The organism is Pseudomonas sp. MF08831, assembly GCF_059862645.1.
Window position 1 is genome coordinate 304,968 of sequence record NZ_JCBCUX010000001.1, and the last position, 19,717, is coordinate 324,684.

Below are 19,717 nucleotides of genomic sequence, written 5' to 3' on the forward strand. Positions count from 1 at the left end.
AGGAGTTTCACGATGGAAATGCTGAAGTTTGGTAAGTTTGCTGCTCTGGCTCTGGCTCTGTCCGTAGCCGTTGGTTGCTCGTCTAAAGGAGGCGACAATGCCGGTGAAGGCGCAGCTGTTGATCCAAACGCTGGTTACGGCGCTAACACTGGTGCAGTTGACGGCTCCCTGAGCGAAGAAGCTGCTCTGCGCGCTATCACCACTTTCTACTTCGAATACGACAGTTCGGACCTGAAGCCAGAAGCCATGCGCGCTCTGGACGTTCACGCGAAGGACCTGAAAGCTAACGGCGCTCGCGTTGTTCTGGAAGGTAACACTGACGAACGTGGTACTCGTGAGTACAACATGGCACTGGGCGAGCGTCGTGCGAAAGCCGTTCAGCGCTACCTGGTACTGCAAGGTGTTGCTCCAGGCCAACTGGAACTGGTTTCCTACGGTAAAGAGCGTCCAGTTGCTACTGGCCACGACGAGCAGTCCTGGGCTCAAAACCGTCGCGTCGAACTGCGTAAGTAATTCGTCATGCGAACGTGCCGTCGTGCTCTAACTGTATTGGCTCTCAGCCTCGCACCGCTTGCGGTGTGGGCTGCGGTTCCTGTGGAAGATAGCAACTCTGGCTATAACAATAGCGGGAGCAGTTATCCGCCAGCGGGTTATGGCACGAACGGCGCCTATGCTGGGGGAGCGGCTACGTCCGCTCCCTCGGCACAGGGCGAACTGTTCAACCAGCTGCAACGCATGCAGGATCAATTGTCGCAGCAACAAGGCACGATTGAAGTTCTGCAGAATCAAGTGAACCAGCTTAAGCAAGAAGGCCTGGAGCGTTACCAGGATCTTGACCGACGCATTGGAGCCGGCGTTACACCTGCCGCCACTCCTGATAATTCTTCTGCCGGTGGCGCACCAAGCGCCGCCGGTGGTGCAGCAGCAGGGGCCGCGGCGGCAAGCCAAGCCCCTGCCGCCAGCAGCGAACCGGGTGATCCGGCGAAAGAAAAGCTGTATTACGATGCAGCCTTCGACCTGATCAAAGCCAAGGATTTCGATAAGGCCAGCCAGGCCTTTACCGCATTCCTGCGCAAATACCCGAACAGCCAATACGCGGGCAATGCCCAGTACTGGTTGGGCGAGGTCAACTTGGCCAAGGGTGATTTGCAAGGTGCAGGCCAGGCTTTTGCCAAGGTCAGCCAGCTTTACCCAAAGCACGCCAAGGTGCCTGATTCGTTGTACAAACTCGCTGACGTAGAACGCCGCCTGGGTCACACCGACAAGGTCAAAGGCATTCTGCAGCAGGTGGTTGCCCAATATCCGGGTACCTCCGCTGCCCAATTGGCACAGCGGGATCTGCAGCGCTTGTAAGCGATGCTTCCCGTTTAGAAGAAACCCGCGCCTGGCGCGGGTTTTTTCGTTAGAATCCACGCCCTTTTACGAAACACGCTTCCTGGGGTTTACGCGTTTGCGCAATTCCTTGAAGTGCCTGACGGAGGCGGACAGCCTGTTTAGCTGTTACGCCCGTGGCGACTATGCAAGACACATTACGTATTACCGAAGTTTTTTACTCGTTACAGGGTGAAACGCGCACTGCTGGCCTGCCGACTGTATTTGTACGGCTGACCGGCTGCCCATTGCGTTGCCAATACTGTGACAGCGCCTACGCCTTCAGCGGCGGCACCGTGCGCACCCTGGACGACATCATCGAGCAGGTTGCCGGTTTCAAGCCGCGCTACGTCTGTGTGACGGGCGGCGAACCCCTGGCCCAGCCCAATGCCATCGCGCTGCTCAAGCGGCTGTGTGACGCCGGTTACGAGGTTTCCCTCGAAACCAGCGGCGCCCTGGACATCTCGGCCGTGGATCCGCGCGTCAGCCGTGTGGTCGACCTCAAGACCCCTGGCTCCAAAGAGGCGCACCGCAACCTGTACGCCAACATGGACCTGCTGACCGCCAATGACCAGGTCAAGTTCGTGATCTGTTCCCGCGACGATTATGACTGGGCGGCTTCCAAGCTGATCCAGTACGGGCTGGACCGTCGTGCAGGCGAGGTGCTGTTCTCTCCCAGCCATCACGACCTGAACGCTCGCGACCTGGCTGACTGGGTGGTGGCGGACAACCTGCCGGTGCGCCTGCAGTTGCAGCTGCACAAATACCTGTGGAATGACGAGCCGGGGCGCTGACATGGCTGAACAAAAGCGTGCAGTCATCCTGCTTTCCGGCGGTCTGGACTCGGCCACCCTGGTGGCCATGGTCCGCGCCCAAGGCTTCAACTGCTACACCCTGAGCTTCGACTACGGCCAGCGCCACCGCGCCGAGCTGAACGCCGCCGCGCGCGTGGCCCGTGACATGGGCGTGGTCGAGCATAAGGTGATCGGTCTCAACCTCAATGGCATCGGCGGGTCCGCGCTCACCGACAGCAGCATTGCCGTGCCCGAGGCGCCCAGTGAAGGCATTCCGCTGACCTATGTGCCAGCGCGCAACACCGTATTTCTGTCTCTGGCGCTTGGCTGGGCTGAAGTATTGAATGCGCGCGACATCTTCATCGGTGTCAACGCGCTGGACTACAACGGCTATCCAGACTGCCGACCAGCGTACGTCGAGTCGTTCGAGCGCATGGCCAACCTGGCCACCAAGGCCGGCGTAGAGGGGCAGGGCTTCCATATTCAGGCGCCGCTGCAGAACATGACCAAGGCGGACATTGTGAAGACTGGTGTAGCACTTGGCGTCGATTACACGCTGACTGTTTCCTGCTACCAGGCAGACGATGACGGCCGTGCATGTGGGAAATGCGACGCCTGCCGACTGCGCGCAGAAGGCTTCCAGGCGGCCGGAATTACTGACCCAACGCGTTATTTCTGATTTATTTAAAATAAGGTGTTGAATAATCCTTAGAAATCAGTATTATACGCGCCACCACACAGCGGGTCGTTAGCTCAGTTGGTAGAGCAGTTGGCTTTTAACCAATTGGTCGTAGGTTCGAATCCCACACGACCCACCATTTTTGGCGGTTTAGAAAATCCGGAAGGCCCACGCAAGTGAGGATTTCCGGGTTTTTTTTTGCCTGTGATTTGGGCCTTGCGACGCCAGGCTTTACTGCGAGCCCTTGGCATACAGACTTATCGCAGCCTGTGCATCGATCAATAGGTAAATCCAGCCCGCTCGGGCTGAGCCTGCCACCAAGCCCCCAATGCTTTACCACGCCGAGCGGTTAGCCAAACCGCCCGGTAATGTAATCCTCAGTCTGCTTCATCTTCGGCGTGGTAAAGATCTGGTCGGTCTTGCCGTACTCAATCAATTCCCCCATGAACATGAACGCGGTGTTGTCCGACACCCGTGCGGCCTGCTGCATGTTGTGGGTCACGATGATCACCGTGTACTGCGTCTTCAATTCCGTAATCAATTGCTCGATGCGCCCGGTGGAAATGGGGTCGAGCGCTGAGGTCGGCTCGTCCAGCAGCAACACTTGCGGGCGCAGCGCGATGGTGCGTGCGATGCACAGTCGCTGTTGCTGGCCACCGGAGAGGCTCTGTGCGCTCTGGTTGAGTTTGTCTTTCACCTCATCCCACAGGGCGCCGCCGCGCAGGGCTTGCTCGACGCGATCGTTCATTTCGCGGCGGGAAAGTTTTTCGTGGTGGCGCACGGCGTAGGCGATGTTGTCGTAGATCGACATCGGAAACGGCACCGGCTTTTGGAACACCATGCCCACGTGGCTGCGCAGGCGATTCATCGAGTAGCCGGGAGCGAGGATGTTTTCGCCGTTGAGCAGCACTTCGCCACGGGCTTCCTGCTTGGGGTACATCGAGTAGATGCGGTTGAACACGCGCAGCAAGGTGGATTTGCCACAGCCTGAAGGGCCGATGATGGCGGTGATACGTTTTTCCGGGATATCAATGTCGATGGCGTTCAGCGAGCGCTGGTTGTTGTAGAAAAACTCCAACCCGCGCACCTGGATTTTGGTTTTTTCGTGAGCAATGCCGGTGGCGTCCATCAGTGAGACCTATTGCGTAAAAGGATCAGGCGGGATGTCAGGCTTAGCACCAGCACGAACAGCGTCAGCACCAGTGCACCCGCCCAGGCGAGCGCGTGCCAGTCATCGAACGGGCTCATGGCGTACTGGAAAATAACCACGGGTACGCTGGCAATCGGCTTGAGCAGGTTGCTGCTCCAGAACTGATTGCCGAAGGCGGTGAACAGCAAGGGCGCGGTTTCCCCGGTAATCCGCGCCAGGGCGAGCAGGATGCCGGTGACGACGCCGGCCTTGGCCGCTCTCAACACAATCTGCAGCGTCAGCTTCCATTGCGGTACACCCAATGCCAGGGCTGCTTCGCGCATGGTCGAAGGTTGCAGCTGGAGCATTTCATCGGTGGTGCGCACCACTACCGGGATCACCAATAATGCCAGGGCCAGGGCGCCGGCGATGGCGGAAAACCCGACCTGATGGTTGGTCAGCAGGTTCAGCGGCAGGATGACGCCGGTGTAGATAAACAGGCCCAGCACAATCGACGGCGCCGACAGCAGGATGTCGTTGATAAACCGCACCGTGGTGCCCAGGCGCGAGTGGCGGGCGAACTCCGCCAGCCAGATTCCCGCCATCAGCCCGATGGGCGTGCCGATCAACAGCGCGATGCCGGACATCAGCGCGCTGCCGTAAAACGCATTGGCCAGTCCGCCTTCGGTGCCGGGTGGCGGAGTCATCTGGGTAAACAGGCGCAGGTTGAGCGCCTGGAACCCATTGATGAGGGTGGTCAGCAGTATCCACGCCAGCCACAGCAAGCCAAAGGCGGTGGCGCCGCAACTGAAGAACATGGCCACGGCGTTTTTAAGCGCGCGTTTGCGGTACAGGCGTTCGTGAGTGTTCATAACCCTTCCTTACGCGACAGGCGCATCAGCATCAGGCGCGCCAGTGCCAGCACCACGAATGTCACGATAAACAGCAAGAAGCCCAAGGCGATCAGCGCGGAGCGATGCAGGTCGGTGTAGGCCTCGCTGAATTCGTTGGCGATGACCGAGGCAATCGAGCTGCTGGGCATCAACAGGGACGCGGAAAACTGTTGCGCGTTACCCAGTACGAAGGTCACGGCCATGGTCTCGCCAAGGGCGCGGCCCAAGCCGAGAAAAATCCCGCCTACGACGGCCGAGCGGGTGTAGGGCAAGACGATGTCCCACACCACTTCCCAGGTAGTGCTGCCAAGCGCGTAGGCCGATTCTTTCAACGGCGTGGGCACACTACGAAACACCTCATGCATCACCGAGGTGATAAACGGCATGATCATCACCGCCAGCACGATGCCAGCAGTGAGCATGCCAATTCCCAACGGCGGGCCCTGGAACAGCGAGCCAACAAAGGGCAGGGCACCCAGGTAGTCATTGATCAAGGGCGAGAGGTGTTCGGCCATGAACGGCCCGAATACGAACAGGCCCCACATGCCATAGATGATCGAGGGGATACCGGCGAGCAGCTCAATGGCCGACGCGACCGGCATCTTCAGCCAGGGTGGCGCGACTTCGGTGAGAAAAATCGCAATGCCGAAACTCACCGGCACCGCGATCAGCAAGGCCAGAAACGAGGTGACCAAGGTGCCGTAAATCGGCACCACAGCACCAAAGTGGTTGTTCACCGCATCCCATTCGGTGCTGGTGATAAAGCTCCAACCAAAGGTCTTGAACGCCAGGCCGCCGCCCCACAGGGTCGAGGCCGCAATGGCACCCAGCAGCACCAACACCAGCATGGCTGCGCCGAACATCGAGCGTTTGAACCACAAGTCGTGGCGTTGATCGCGGGTGGCACGACGGTCGCCCGCGGTCTCGCCTGCGTGAGTAGTCATAACCAGCGGGTGGACGGTGTCGTTCATATCAGATGTGCTCACCGCCTCCCGCAATCAATAAGGAAGGCGGTTGTAGGGCGAATCAGTTGGCGAAGTCAGACTTCCAGTAACCTTCGATGCGCGACACCAGGGAGTCCGGCAGGGCTACGTAGTCCAGCGCTGCTGCCTGTTGTTGGCCTTTTTCCAGCGACCATTTGAAGAAGCTGAACGCTGCCTGGCTTTGCTCGGCATTCTTGGGCTGCTTGTACATGATGATCCAGGTGGTCGCCGTGATCGGCCACGCGCCTTCGCCTGGGGCATTGGTCATGATCAGGTTGAAGTCTTTGGCATTGGCCCAGTCGGCGGTGTCCGCGGCTGCCTGGAAGGCCTTGGCGTCAGGTTTGACGAATTTGCCCGACGCATTCTTCAGCTGGGTGTAGGTCATCTTGTTCTGCAGCGCGTAGGCGTATTCCACAAAGCCGATAGAGTTCTTGATCTGCTTCACGTAGGCCGAAACGCCTTCGTTGCCTTTGCCGCCCACACCCACCGGCCACGGCACAGTGGTGCCGAAACCGATCTTGGTTTTCCAGCTGTCACTGACTTTGGCCAGGTAGTTGGTGAAGTTGTACGAGGTGCCCGAACCGTCGGAGCGGTGTACCACGGTGATGTTTGCCACCGGCAGGTTCAAGCCAGGGTTGAGCGCGGCGATGGCCGGGTCGTTCCAGGCCTTGATGTCACCGAGGAAGATCTTCGCCAGCACGTCGCCGTCGAGCTTCAACTGGCCCGGCGCAATACCTTCGACGTTCATCACCGGCACGATGCCGCCGATCACGCTGGGGAACTGGCCCAGGCCGCCGGCCTTGAGCTCGTCGGCCGACAGCGGGGCGTCGGAGGCGCCGAAGTCCACGGTGGCGGCCTTGATTTGGGCAATACCGCCGCCGGAGCCGATCGACTGATAGTTGATGCGGTTGCTGGAGTTCTTGCTGTAGTCCTGCGACCACTTGGACAGCACCGGGTAGACGAAGCTGGAACCGGCGCCGGTAACGTCAGTGGCGTGGGCCACGCCGCTCAGGCACAGGGCGGCGAACAGAACAGACAGACTTTTTTTAGTCGGCAACATCACGACAACACCTCAAAGGAAGGGGTAAGTGGATAGGTCCACCTGTCTAGCACGTGACGATTTAATTCCTGAGATATGTCTGTTTAATGACGGTTTGGCTTTATGAAGAAACATTTAGAAATGTTTGCGCCGATGAACGCGGGCTTGCCCACGTCCACCGCCGCCGTGCTGCTTAGTTGATGCTTTGGTCGATCCCCGCTTGCAGCACCTGGTTGTCACTGTGCCCGCCCACCCGCAGCGGCCCAACGTTGAAGGCTTGATCCTTACGCGTGGCGTCGTCCTGTTTCTGGGTCAATTCATCCTTGGCCCCCAACGCCAGGTTGACCGGTGATTTGGACAGGTTCAGCCCCACATCCGCGCGGTAGTCGCTGCCAGCTAGCGTCGTTGCCGTCACCTTGGAATCGCCCAAGTCGACCTTGCCATTGTCCGCACTGATCCGCGCGCCCGTGAGGCGAGTTTCACCACTCACCTGCAGGTTGACAGCCTGGGTACCGCGCAGGCCCGACGCTTGACTGACGCTGTCTTTCACCCCATGGCTGACGTCCAGCTTCAACGTCGGGGTGTAGGACGTATTGCCGCTTTTGTCGCCAAACAGCACGCCTTCTGCGGTATCGGCCACCGCACTGCCGGTGGTGTTCTTGCCGCTGACGGCGTAGCTGTCAGTGGTTTTTGGCCAGACCTTGTCCTTGAGGTCGGACAGCCGAGTGCCCACGGCCTCCTTCTTGTCCGCCAGGTAAGCCTTGGCTTTGTCCACGCCTGTACCGAAGGCGCCACGCGGCTCGGGGTTCACGTCGTAGCTGCCGCTGCGGGTGAGTTTTTCGCCGAGGCGCTCCTTGGCGTTGCCGACGCTGTTGACCACGCTGTCCTTGGCCGAAGCCAGGTGCTCGGTGCCTGTGTCCACGGCGTTTTCGAGCTTTTCACGGTGCTTGTCGAACGCGCCCTCGGCCTTGGCTTGCACCTTGTCCTTGAGCGGGCCGCTGGCCTTGGCCAGTTTGTTGACCACGCCGGGCTGGTTTTTTTCGGCATCCAACTTGGCGTCGACGTTGACCTGGGTGCTGCTGACTTGATCCTTGCGGCTCTCGACAACGAGGTTGCCGCCGACGTTGCCACTGACGTGCTGCGCTTCGATCCGCGCGCCAGCCAGGTGCGTATCACCGGCACTGTTGATGACAACGTTATTTGCCTTGATCAGGCTGTTCTGCTGGGTGGTGCCCTGCAGGCGATCCACGTCGACCTTGGCCCGCGCATTGATGGCGTGCTGGGTCTTGGGTGTGTCGTGCTCACCGGCGTCGGCCAGGGTGGTTTTGCCGCCGCTGCCGCCTGCGCCCAGGGTCACGCCCCAGGTGTTATGCGCCTGGGTCGATTGCGCCGATTCTTGCAGGATGCCGCCGTTCTGCGCCTCCAGATTGACGCTGTCAGCCACCACCTGGGTGCCTTGCAAGTGGATGGCATCCGCCGTGGCGGCGCCGCTGGTGAGGCTCACGTTGCCGTTGCTGTGCAACTGGCCGACGCTAACGCCTTGGTCGTTTTCCGCGCCTTTGCCGATGTTGAAGTTGGCGCTCAAGCTGCCAGTCGTGCCGCTGCTTTCGGCGCTGCTGGTCTTGCCGGCCCCCAGCGTCAGGCCGCCGCCCAGGTTGCTGGTGCTGCTCACGTGAGTAGCGGTGGCCGCCTGCAGGTTCAGCTTGCCGCCGGCGTCGAGGCTGATGTCACCGGTCTTCGCGGTGCTGCTGCCGACCCGAGTGCCTTGCAAAGTCATGTCGCCACCGCTGCTGAGCTGGACCGGGCCGTTGCCCTGCAGCGTCGCGACGCGCGCCTGACTGTCGTGGGCGTCCAGGCGCTTGTTGTCCAGTTGCACACCGGCACCGAGGTTGATGTTCGTACCGTTGCTGCCCGGTGCCGTGCCCACGGTCAATGAACCGCTGCCACGCAGGCTGTTATCGGTGTTGTTCTGGGTATCGTTGGCCTGGTTCAGCGCCAATTCGCCACCGGCCTTGAGGTTGACGCCGGCCTGGCCGCCGTTGAACTGGCTGCCTGCATAACGCGCGTCGTCCTTGGTTTGGATGTTCACACCCCGGGCTCCGGCATAGCTGCCAACCACCGCCGTGCTGCCGGACTCGCGTACATCGCTGCTGCCGCCCGCGCCGCTGCCGCGAATGTTCAAGTCTTCACCGGTGCTGGTGTAGACCCGCACGCCGGCCTTGGCGTCCACGCCTTGCTCGCTGCTGCTGTGGGTGTTGGCGGCCGCCGTGGCGAAGTGCTCGCCGGCGTTGATCTTCAGCCCGCCCTCGCTGGCGCGGTATTGGCTGCCTTGATCCTTCAGGGTGTTGGCGACATTGACCTGCACCGTGCCACCACTGAACTGGCTGACCACGGCAGTGCTTGCCTGCTGTGTGCGGGCCTTGTTGGTATGGCCGACTTCCACATCCAGCCCGACATTCGGTTGCTCGAAGGCATCCAGCAGGCCGGGCTGATGGAATTTGGCCTGGGCCACGCCTTCGACGGCTTTTTCGATTGGCCGGGTGATGCCTTTGTATTCCACATTGGCACCGACGTCGGCGGTCCAACCGTTCTGCTTGTGGGTACTGGTCTGGGTGTTATGCGCCGCCTGGTTATCGACCTGGGCCGCATTGACCTGCAACGCGGAACCCGCCTTCACCTGCGCGCCCTGGCTGGTGAGGGTGTTGCCGGCGTTGATCGTCAGCGTGCCGGCCGACGTCACGCGGCTGGTGTGCGCTGTGGTTTTGTCACGGGTGTCATTGCTGCTCTGATGGCTGAACTGCGCACCGCTGCCGGCTCGGTCCAGGCCGCCGGTGTAGTACACGCCGCCGGCAGTGGTGGCCGCGTCGGTTTGATTGCGGGTGCTGTCATCGGTCGCCAGCAATTCGACGTTTTTACCCCTCACGCTCGCATCGCCTGCTGTGGCTTTAAGGTCGGAGCCTTTGATGCTCACCTCGCCACCCGCCGTCACGGCCAGGCTGGCGCCGCTGAGGCTGGAGGCCTGCTGCTTCGTGGTAGCGGTTTTGCTGGTGTGCTGCTGGTCTGCATAGTTCACGCCCGCCCGGTATTGGCGGCTGCCGTCCGCGGTTTCCTTGGCGTAGCCATCAAAGCCCCGCGTGTGAGCGCTGGTGGTGGTGTGGGAGGTGTTTTCAGCCGAAGCGACTTTGATGTCACCCTTGGCATCCGCTTGCAGTTCGCCTGCCGCAGAGACCTTGGCGCCGCTGACGCTGATGTCCTTGGCGCTGCGCAGTGTGAGGTTGCTGTCCGAGCGCAGGTCGCTGGCGACCACGGTGCTGTCCTTGAGGTTCTTGCGACTTTCATCCTTGCTGATGCCGAAGAACTTACTGTCGTTGCTGTGGCTGTTGTCGTGGGACGTGTCTTGCACGCCGTCGATCACCAGCGAGCCGTTGTCGCTGATCACGCTGGCCTGTTGGCCGCCGCGCGCCTGGCTGCCGCTGATGCGCACCTCGTCGGCCTTGACGATCAGCTTGCCGTCGGCGTTGACCTTGCTGCCGGTGTTCAGGGTCTTGCCCTTGTCGCCGTCGCCGTTCTTGCCGAAGAAACTGCCGCCAGTCAGGTCACCGGAGTAAGCGTTGTCGCGGCTGCTCTGGGTGCGGCTGGCGCTGGTGATGTCCACTTGGCGGGCGGCCAATTGAATATCGCCCGCCGATTTCAGCTCGGCGCCCTGCAGCTGCAATGTTTGCTGGCTGGTCAGCGCCAGCGTCTTGCCGGCCTTGAGGCTGCTGGTGACGCTGCGCTGTTCGCTGCTGGAGTTGTCCCAGTTGGCTTTCCACAAGTGCTTGCGATGGTTGCCCTGGTCGCGGGTTTCATGGGTTTGGGTGGCGGCACTCAATTGCAGGTCGGCGCCGCTGTTGACGCGCAGGGCTTGGCCCGCTTCGACGGTGCTGGCCTTGATCTCGGTGTTGGCGCCGGACGACAGCGCGGCGTTTTGCTGCGCGACGACGCTGTTGCCGTGCTGGCGCGAGTCCTTGTCGGTGGTGGTGCGCTCGTAGGTTTCGTAGGTGAACAGGAAGTTGCTGTTGTTCCACTGTTCACGCTTCTCTTGCAGCGTGCGGCTTTCCAGCGTGCTGAGCGTCAGGTTGCGGCCGGCATCGAGCTTGACGTTGCGCCCGCTGACGTCAGCGGCAGCCAGGCTCAAGTCCTTGGCGCTGTGCACGTCGACATCGCCCTGGCGACTGTGCACGCCGGCGCGGGTGGCGGCGAGGCTGTCGGCGTGGACCTGGCCGCTGATACCGAGGTCGCCGGCCGAGCTGACCTTCACCCCGTCGCGGCCTTCGAGTTGCACAGCGCCCACCCGCACGCCGGCACCTTCGGCGGTGCTGATGATGTTGATGCGGCCAGCCTGCATGGCCCCAAATAGACGAGCGTCGATGCGCTGGTCCTGGGTTTTGCTCGCCGGGTCGACCTGGCGCACCTGGCCGCTGGCATAGTCAACCTGATTGCGCCCCACCGTGAGGTTCAATTGGTCACGCGCGCTGAGGCGCCCGTCGCTGTCGATGCGCGGCGCGATCAGGTTGATCGAACCCGCGCCGTTTTGCAGGCCCTGGCCTTGCACCGTCAGTTGGCCGCTGGCATCGCGCGTGTTCAAACCTTGCAGCTTGCCGTCGTTGAGTTCAGGGCGGCCCACCACCAGGTTGGCATTCGGCGTGTTGATGAAACTGCCGCCGTTGACGGAAATCCCGTTGGGGTTGGCCAGCACGTAATCGGCGGCGCGGCCAAAAATCTCCTGGGCGCCGTTGATGGCCGAGGCGTTGCGGCTCACCACTTCGTTAAGGATCACGCTCGCCGCCTGGCCCTGGAACTGCGGGTTGGCCGCCAGCTGCCCGGCGAGTTGCGATTGGCCGGCCTGCAAGGCGTTGTTCAACACCACGCCCTGGCGGTCGACGTTGTAGTCCAGGAACTGATTGTGGGACAGGCCACCGGCGTTCGGCGCGACGATGTTGACGATGGGCACGCCGCCCTGGTTCTGCAGCTGCGGGGTACCGCCAGGCCCTTGGACGACGCTCAAGCCACCGGCCAGCACCAGCTGCGGCAGCAGGAACAGGCTGGCGATGGCCCAGCGCAGTTTGCCCTGAGGGGAAAGGTGAAACGTATGGGTGTCAGTCGGCATAAATATATTCGCTCTGTGTTGGCTGATCCGCGACGTGCGTTGTTCGTTGCAACGCTGCTGAGGGGGTCAGGTACGGCGGTTGACTCAGGCTAAAAACCGGTGGTTGCTCATATTTGCAGGCTCAAGCGCGTCAGCCAGACCTCCGGCTCCTGGCCAAACCCTGTGGGGGTGTTGAGGTTGCGTTGGTAATCGAGGTCTAGTTGCACGTTCTTCCAGCTGAGGTTGAGCCCGGCACTGGCCCCGCTCAGGCGTTGGCCCGGTGCGCCGTGTTCGCGCTTGACCCAGCCGTTGTCCAGGCCCAGGCGTGGCGTGATTTTTATCGGCAGGTCGCTGTTCAGCGGCAGGCGCAAGGTGTTGCGCCACACCGTGCCGATGGCCCCGGATGCACTGTTGTCGCGGTAGCCGCGCACCGCCGAGTCGTCGGTGCCCAGCAATTGTTCGATGGCGGGCAACGTATCCGGGCTGTATTGCGCCGAGAGCTGGCTCTGCCATTGCCACGCTTGGCCCTGCCATTGGCCGTTGCGCCATTGGGTGAGGTTGGCGCGGTACTTGTGGAATTGCGCCTGGGGCAGGTTGTTCTGCGCGTGGTCAGCATCGCGCTCGGCGCCGAACCAGGTCAGGCCTTGGGCGTAATTGACATCGAGGTTCCACACCGCGCTGTTGAGCCAGAACAGATTCACGCCAGCCTCGGCCACAGTCAGCGTCGGGCTCTGGATGTCCAGGCGAACCTTTTGCAGGTAGCTGTCGACGTCCTTGTAGGCCAGTTGCAGGTTGGCGCTGAGTTGATGGCTTTGGTCGCGCCACAGCACGCGGTCGGTGCGCAAGCTGACCTGATCGGTGCGGCCACTGTTGTAAAACGTGGCGCGGCTGAGCTTATACGGCGAGCGGTATTCGGTGTGGCTGGCGAACAGGCTGTAGGTCCAATAACCATAAGGAATCGAATAAAACAGGCTGTTGCTGCGGCTGTAGCGCGGGCCGTGGTTGAGGGTGTCGCTGAAGCTCAGGTTGAGCGCATCGTTAAGCTGCAGCGGGCTGTCCAGGCTCAGGCTGATGGCGTTGCGATCACGCCCGGTGCCGGCGCTACCAAGGTTATCCACGCCCAGCCCCAGACCCCAGCGTGAGGCGCTGCTGCGCGAGCGCAGGATAATGCGCGAGGCGCCCGGCGCACTGCCAGGGGCGATGTCGGCAGTGAGGTCGACCGAGCGCAGACGGTTGAGCTGGTCCAGGCCTTGCTCCAGGTCGCGCAGGTTGAGCGGCTTGCCGAGCATCCCCGCAAACGCGCCGCCTAACGACACCGGCAGGCTTTGGTCGGCCAGCTCGATGGCTTCCAGGTAGCCTTCTTCGACGTGAATATCCAGCGGCTGACCGGCAACGGGCGTGCTGACGAGGTACGGACGGCTGGCGATATAACCGGCTTCGACATACAGCCGGGTGATCTCGGCCAGCAGGCGATTGATCTGGATAACGCCCATGCAGGGCGCAACATAGGGGTCGATGTGCTTGCTCAGCTCAGCCTTGCTGAACAGCGTGACACCGACCAGGTGTGTACCGCTCAACGGCCAGCAACGCTGGTCCCTGGTGATGTCCGCAGGCAGGGCTGGCGTGGCCGGTTGCGTACCGAAACTGCCTCGTTGCATCTGCCGTTGGCGCTGCTCCAGTTGTAATTGCTGCAGGTCGCGCTGCTGTTGCTGCTGCAGGCGCAACGCTTCCTGACCTGGCTGCGGCGCATCGGCGGCGGCAGCCGGCAGCGCGCACAGGCAGAGCAGGGCAATACCCAGTCCGCGCAGATAACACCGGCGTTCGGTTGAGGGCTGACTCGGCACTCGACATCCTTAACGTAGAAATACTGACAAACGGCCGCTGAGCCAAACCTTGGACTCAGAGGACTTGCCGCACTTGAGTCATCATTAAACGGTTTGTTACATCGGCTGTAGGATTTATTACGTAAAACGTGAGGAATGCCGCGTTATTCAGTAAAAAAATGCACAAAGGTGGTGCGAGCGCGGGGCATGGGCGTGGGTTGGGGGTTGGTTTTACGGGTTTTGGTGGCAGTGCCAGGGCGCGGGTCGGTTTTTGATTGTTGCAGAGAGACTGCTTAATCGAAGTGTTTATAGACGGGGCGGGTGCGGCCCCGTCTCAGGCTTAGCTTTGTGCGGTGAGGTTGAAGCGACTCTTGACGACTTTCTGCAGCAGCACGGCCAGTGCTTCGGTGGAGTAGGGCTTTTGCAACAGCACAAAACGCTGGGCTTCTTCCTGGGCGATACGTGCGTATTCGTCGTTGTAACCCGTGGTGAGCACCACCGGCAGCCACGGGTAGAGGGCTTCGAGTGCATCGAGCAATTCCAGTCCGCTCATGCCCGGCATGGAAATGTCGGAGAACACCACCTGGAAGCTTTCCGGGTTTGGCGCGAGGGCCTCGAGCGCACTGTTGGCGTCCGCGACCCAAAGCACTTTGAAACCCATTTGCTCCAGGGTCTGCGAGGTGTAGAGGCCGACGTCGGGGTTGTCCTCAACCATCAGCACGCACAGGTCCGTGGCGATGGGGACGTCGTAACTGTCCTGGATGACTGGCATCAAGCCGGCCTCGACCTTGGGCAGGTACAACATAAACTGGCTGCCTTTGCCGCATTCGCTTCGCACCAGGATTTCACCGCCCGACTGCTTGGCAAAGCCGTACACCTGCGACAACCCCAGCCCGGTGCCCTGGCCAATGCCCTTGGTGGTGTAGAAGGGTTCGAAGATGGCGTCGAGCTTTTCCGGAGGAATGCCCGAACCGGTGTCGCTCAACTCAATGGTCACGTATTCGGCGACTCGCACCGGATGGGCGCGCACTGAAGGCAGCCACGTAGCGGTTGCCACCCGGATCGCCAATTGGCCATTGCCGGCCATGGCATCCCGGGCATTGACCACCATATTCACCAGGGCAGTGTCGAATTGGCTTTCATCGGCGTTGATAAAGCAGGGTTCCTGCGGCACCTCGATGGTGACCTTGACGCGTGAGCCGGTCAGGCTGTCCATCATTTCGCCCACGCGCAGTACGCTGTTGCCGACGTTGAAAACCTCCGGACGCAGCGCCTGGCGGCGCGCGAAGGTCAGCAGTTGGGCGGTCAGGCGCGCGGCGCGGTCCACGGTGCTGGCGATGGCTTCCACGTACTTGATGCGCCGCTCTTCGCTCAAAGAAGGCGTCTTGAGCAAGTCAGCGCAAGACTTGATGACCGTCAGCAGGTTATTGAAATCGTGTGCGACGCCGCCGGTGAGTTGGCCGATCGCTTCAAGCTTCTGCGATTGACGCAGGGCGTCTTCCGACAAGCGCAGGGCTTCCTTGGCTTCTTCTTCGGCCTGGATATCCCGGCCCACCGCGTGGATGTAGTCGCTGTCGGGCACGGCGGTCCAGGCGATCATGCGGTAGCTGCCATCCTGGTGGCGGTAACGGTTCTTGAAGTTGGGAAAATTCTTGCCGTCCCCCAGGCGGCTGACCGCCGAGGAGGAGACCGCGAGGTCTTCCGGGTGCACCAGGGCCAGCAGCTGGCTGCCCACCAAATCATGTTCGGTGTGGCCGAGCATGCGTGTCCAGGCCGGGTTCACCGCAGAGATGACGCCGTCGAGCTGGGCGACCAGCATCAGGTCCGGCGACAGGCGCCAGATACGATCGCGATCGCGCGTGCGCTCCATCACCCTTTGCTCAAGGGATTCGTTGAGTGTGCGCAGGGACTCTTCGGCTTCACGCAGGGCGGTGATATCACGCGAGACACACAGGATCTGTTCCGGCCGGCCGTCGCTGTCGAGGATCGGGCTGACCTGCACATGCCACCATTTCAGGTTGCCGGCCAACGTCTCGGCAGGGCCGATGAAACTTGCGCTTTCGCCATTTTTGGCGGCCTCTACGGCAGCCTTGGCATCCGTGTTTCCCTTGGCCTGCCAAAAGTCGGGCCAGGGGCAACCGCGGATCGCGTTGAAGTCACTGACTTCCATGATTTTCATGCCGCCTTCGCTCATGAAGGTGAGGCGGGCATCGAGGTCCAGAACCTTGATGCAATCGTTGATGCTGGCCAGAACGCGCTCGGTAAACGCTTCGCTTCTGCCCAAGCCGGTGGCGGCCAGCTCGCTTGGCTCTGAGCCGATCCCGACAGTGGTATTCATTTGAGTTTGGCCGAATGGGTTAAATGGGCCTTATCATGTCATTACGATATCTATCCCACCAGCGACTTCCGCACGTACGGTGCTGACTGGCGCCGGCAAAGCGTTGGGGTTGACGCTCAGGCGTCGGGTACTCGCGACGCGTCAGCCAGACACCCTCAATGCAGTCGCGGGCACCCCGTGCCCACGTGTGACTGGGTTCAGCTTTCAAGGGCGGGCCGCCCAGGCGTGACGGGCAGATAAAACCGGGCGGTCACGATCAGGTTCAAAGGTCATAAAAAGACGCTTAAAAACGAGCAAAGTCTTTGAAAAATCTAGAATTGTCCGACAATCCCGCGCATGAAAAACTCTTCATAAACGCCGCGCTCGAACGTTGGTAGTTTTCCCGGCGCTGACCAATTATTCGAGTCCTAATAATGAATAACAAAACTCTTAAAGGCGCCCTGGCGCTTTGCGTTTCGCTTGCCTCTACACAACTGCTGGCCGGTGGCTTCGCCCTCAATGAACAAAGCATCAGTTCAATGGGCACCGGTTACGCCGGGCGTTCTTCCTCGGCCGACGACGCCAGCACGGTGTTTGGCAACCCGGCCGGCATGTCGCGCCTCAAGCACAATGAAGTCAGCATCGGGGCGACCTACCTGGATGCCAAAACCAACATCAAGGACGCCAGCTCCAGCCAGGGCGGCGTCGATAATCCCGGCACCAACAAGGGCGACATGGTCCCCGGCATTGCCGTGCCGATGGGTTACCTGGTCACGCCGATCGATGAGCACTGGGCGTTTGGCCTGGGGATCTACGCACCGTTTGGCCTGGTGACCGACTATGAACACAGCTTCCAGGGCAATGGCTTTGGGAATAAGAGCAAGATTCAAGTCCTCACCGTGCAGCCGACCGTCAGCTACGCGTTCAACGACAAGGTGTCGGTAGGTTTCGGCCCGACCTTCAACAAAATCAGCGGCGAGCTTGACTCCAAGGTACCGGCGTTCGGGCTGGGGACGGAAACGGCCAAGATCAAGGGCGACGACACCGCGATGGGCTTTAACGCCGGTATCCTGGTGCAGGCGCTGGACAGTACCCGCGTCGGCCTCACCTACCATTCGCAAGTGGTGTATCACTTGAGTGGCCATACCGACGCCTCGGGCGTGCTCTCCGACCTGTTGGATGGCGGGGCACAGAAGTACGACGCCAAGCTGAATGTGACCACGCCTTCTTCCGTGGACTTTTCCGTCACTCACCAGCTGACCGATGCCTTGACCCTTTACGTGGGCAGCACCTATACCCGCTGGAGCCAGTTGAAGAAGATCACGGTGAACAATTCCGGCGTGTCCGACCTGACGGCTGAGCTGGCAGGCCTGGATTCCATCACCGAGCAGGAGCACTGGCACGACACGTGGTCCCATGCGATCGGCCTGTCGTATCAGCTCAACAAACAACTGGTGCTGCGCACCGGCTTCTCGGTGGACCAGACCCCGACCAACAATACCGACCGTTCCGTACGTATTCCTACAGGCGACCGTACCGTGTTCAGCCTCGGTGCCGGCTGGACGCCAGTGGATAACCTGACCTTTGACGTGGCCTATTCCTACCTGAAGGAAGAACCGATCAAGATTCGCGACAACAACCCTCAGTTGGCACTGACCTACGATGCCAAGTATGAGAACAGCGCCAATGGTTTCGGGGGCTCGGTGACTTACCGCTTCTGATCGATGCAATCCGGCGAAGAGCCAGTTTTTTGGCATGGCTCTTTGCCGGTTTTGTTGACATCAATGCTGTCATTTACGGCGCGTGTTGATTAGATTGAAAGCTACTCAGCTTTTAAGACATGGACTGTCATGACTACGTTAACGCCTGTTATCGCGACCAATCCCCTTATTGTTCGGGCTGCGACCACCGCGCCTCCCGCCACCCTGACGAACACCGTCGACGTCTCACCGACGCGGCCTTCCGCAGTGGTCAGCCTTGGCAATCCGGCAGCCGACGTCGTCGATACCTATTCTCGAAACGGCTTGTTGCCCGGCCAGGAAAGCGTGCGGACCTGGGAAAACAACAGCGATGATTCGATCACCTGGGTCATCAACTCCAGCTTCCACTCGGTCACTACGGCCAGCCGCTACAGTGGGCTGGGCGCTGCGTTGGTGGACCAATTCACCAAAGGTGGCGGTGCCGCTATTTCCCAGTCGCTGCTCAACACCACCGCTGACCGCGCCGGCGACACCGATGCAATCAAGGCGGACCAGACGCTGCTGCACAGCAAGGCCGACAACCAAGTCAGCCTCAGCATCAAGACTGCCAGCGGCAAGACGGTGACGTTCAGCCTGTCCAGCCAGAAAGATGGCCTGGGCGTACAGGCCACTGTAGAAGGCGGGGAGTTGACCGCCGATGAACTCAAGGCCGTCGGCCAGTTGGGCAGCGCATTCCAGGCCTCGGTCGACGGGCTGACCGCCGTACCGCCGAAACTCGACTTGAGCAAGCTGACTCAGTTCGACGCCAAGCTGCTGTCGTCGGTGGACCTCAATGCCAAGGTGAAGGCCTCGAACGGTGAGGACATTACTCTGGCCTTTCATGCCGACAGCGAGAGCCGTACCACGCGCATGAGTGGCCCGGCGGGTCAGATTGACCTCACGGTGGACCTGAGAAACGCGGCGATCCTCGGCAATGCCAAGCAGCAGGCCAAGGCGCTGCAAACCTACCTAGCGCAGTTCGACCGCGTCGAGCAGCGCGGCAGTGCCAACGCGGACCTGATGGCCATGTTCAAGGACGCGTTCAGCGCCATGAACAGCAACTATCCGCCCGGGGCTGGCGCTGCGAACCCGCTGACTCATAACCCGACCGACAAAGGCTTGCTGACGGGCCTGGCTGACTTCAAGGCCTCGATCAAACAGGCGGCGGGCGCGCCCAATTCGATGCGTCGGTCGGAAGTTGAGGGCTTTTCCTACAGCGTGTCGCAGAAGACCCAGGTCAATGGCCGCAGCATGGGCGACCGCAGCGTCACCCAGAACCAGCAATCGCTGCTGTCGGCCAGCTTCCATAAAGGCCTCGACGGTGGCAAACCGCCGGTTTTTGACGGCTCTCGCGAATCGCAGAATTACCTGTATGTGCAAGTCCAGGACAAGGCCAGCAGCACCGCAACCTTCGCCTATAAAGACGGCCGACTGACGAATGCGTCCGTTAACCAATCGGCTTCCCAGAACACCCACACGCAGAAGTACGTGATGGGCAACCGAGTGCAAGACAGCGTGGTGCCGAAGGAAGCCTCAACCAGGCGCGACTACCTGGCGCTGCTTGAGCATGCCGCCCAGGCGAGCAAAAAGTACAAGGATGCCTTGGAGCAGTCACCCTTGAAGGATGCCTTGGCCAACATGCATGACTCGATCCTGTTGCAGAACGATCCGGATGTGCTGATGCGCTGACGTTCGGCGTGGTCAAAGCGGGAAGGCCCAGTCATGAGCCTTCCCGTTTTTTTGCCGGACCAGCGCGCCTGCGCAGGCCAGATTAGGCTTTTGAATCGATTCGATATTCTGTAGCCTTGCGCAGCTTCACCCG

At 60.9% G+C, this 19,717-nt stretch carries 13 protein-coding genes and 1 tRNA gene; 7 read left to right on the plus strand and 7 right to left on the minus strand.

Annotated features, from left to right (window positions below):
- The first annotated feature begins 12 nt into the window (after positions 1–12).
- The 5 genes from pal to AC19YS_RS01470 all read left to right on the plus strand — a co-directional run bounded on the left by pal (position 13) and on the right by AC19YS_RS01470 (position 2,983).
- Complete coding sequence (gene pal, locus AC19YS_RS01450) at positions 13–513, plus strand: peptidoglycan-associated lipoprotein Pal (RefSeq protein ID WP_003209827.1); 501 nt, start codon at positions 13–15, stop codon at positions 511–513.
- Between the two features lie 6 nt (positions 514–519).
- On the plus strand, positions 520–1,353 hold the full coding sequence (gene ybgF / locus AC19YS_RS01455; protein ID WP_119736970.1) for a tol-pal system protein YbgF: 834 nt from the start codon (positions 520–522) through the stop codon (positions 1,351–1,353).
- Positions 1,354–1,517: 164 nt separating this feature from the next.
- The gene (queE, locus tag AC19YS_RS01460; protein ID WP_106578389.1) at positions 1,518–2,165 is read left to right on the plus strand and encodes a 7-carboxy-7-deazaguanine synthase QueE; all 648 of its coding nucleotides are present in this window, start codon (positions 1,518–1,520) and stop codon (positions 2,163–2,165) included.
- A 1-nt stretch (position 2,166) separates the two neighbouring features.
- Positions 2,167–2,844 (plus strand): 7-cyano-7-deazaguanine synthase QueC, encoded by a 678-nt coding sequence (gene queC / locus AC19YS_RS01465; RefSeq protein ID WP_234452524.1) that lies wholly within the window; start codon positions 2,167–2,169, stop codon positions 2,842–2,844.
- A 63-nt stretch (positions 2,845–2,907) separates the two neighbouring features.
- Positions 2,908–2,983: transfer RNA gene (locus AC19YS_RS01470), tRNA-Lys, on the plus strand.
- Between the two features lie 210 nt (positions 2,984–3,193).
- Here the strand turns inward: AC19YS_RS01470 and pstB are convergent.
- The 7 genes from pstB to AC19YS_RS01505 form a co-directional block, all read right to left on the minus strand.
- Positions 3,194–3,973: a phosphate ABC transporter ATP-binding protein PstB gene (gene pstB, locus AC19YS_RS01475; RefSeq protein ID WP_106578391.1), complete on the minus strand. Its 780-nt coding sequence runs from the start codon at positions 3,971–3,973 to the stop codon at positions 3,194–3,196.
- On the minus strand, positions 3,973–4,845 hold the full coding sequence (pstA, locus tag AC19YS_RS01480) for a phosphate ABC transporter permease PstA (RefSeq protein ID WP_106578392.1): 873 nt from the start codon (positions 4,843–4,845) through the stop codon (positions 3,973–3,975). Before pstA ends, pstB begins: the two co-directional genes overlap by 1 nt.
- Entirely contained in the window at positions 4,842–5,837 is a 996-nt protein-coding gene (pstC, locus tag AC19YS_RS01485) for a phosphate ABC transporter permease subunit PstC (protein WP_179609718.1), read from the minus strand. The genes pstA and pstC overlap by 4 nt, the downstream gene beginning before the upstream one ends.
- A 55-nt stretch (positions 5,838–5,892) precedes the next feature.
- Entirely contained in the window at positions 5,893–6,909 is a 1,017-nt protein-coding gene (gene pstS / locus AC19YS_RS01490; RefSeq protein ID WP_119737129.1) for a phosphate ABC transporter substrate-binding protein PstS, read from the minus strand.
- 172 nt (positions 6,910–7,081) lie between these two features.
- Positions 7,082–12,037: a hemagglutinin repeat-containing protein gene (locus AC19YS_RS01495; protein WP_500600714.1), complete on the minus strand. Its 4,956-nt coding sequence runs from the start codon at positions 12,035–12,037 to the stop codon at positions 7,082–7,084.
- Between the two features lie 107 nt (positions 12,038–12,144).
- Positions 12,145–13,860: a ShlB/FhaC/HecB family hemolysin secretion/activation protein gene (locus tag AC19YS_RS01500; RefSeq protein WP_500600716.1), complete on the minus strand. Its 1,716-nt coding sequence runs from the start codon at positions 13,858–13,860 to the stop codon at positions 12,145–12,147.
- 319 nt (positions 13,861–14,179) lie between these two features.
- Positions 14,180–16,177 (minus strand): hybrid sensor histidine kinase/response regulator, encoded by a 1,998-nt coding sequence (locus AC19YS_RS01505; RefSeq protein WP_500600718.1) that lies wholly within the window; start codon positions 16,175–16,177, stop codon positions 14,180–14,182.
- A 413-nt stretch (positions 16,178–16,590) separates the two neighbouring features.
- On the opposite strand from AC19YS_RS01505, the gene AC19YS_RS01510 reads away from it, so the two are divergent.
- Both AC19YS_RS01510 and AC19YS_RS01515 read left to right on the plus strand, forming a co-directional pair.
- A complete protein-coding gene (locus AC19YS_RS01510) occupies positions 16,591–17,877 on the plus strand; it encodes an OmpP1/FadL family transporter (RefSeq protein WP_200623867.1) in 1,287 nt (428 codons plus the stop codon).
- 129 nt (positions 17,878–18,006) lie between these two features.
- The gene (locus AC19YS_RS01515) at positions 18,007–19,584 is read left to right on the plus strand and encodes a lactate dehydrogenase (protein WP_500600721.1); all 1,578 of its coding nucleotides are present in this window, start codon (positions 18,007–18,009) and stop codon (positions 19,582–19,584) included.
- The last annotated feature ends 133 nt before the right edge of the window (positions 19,585–19,717 follow it).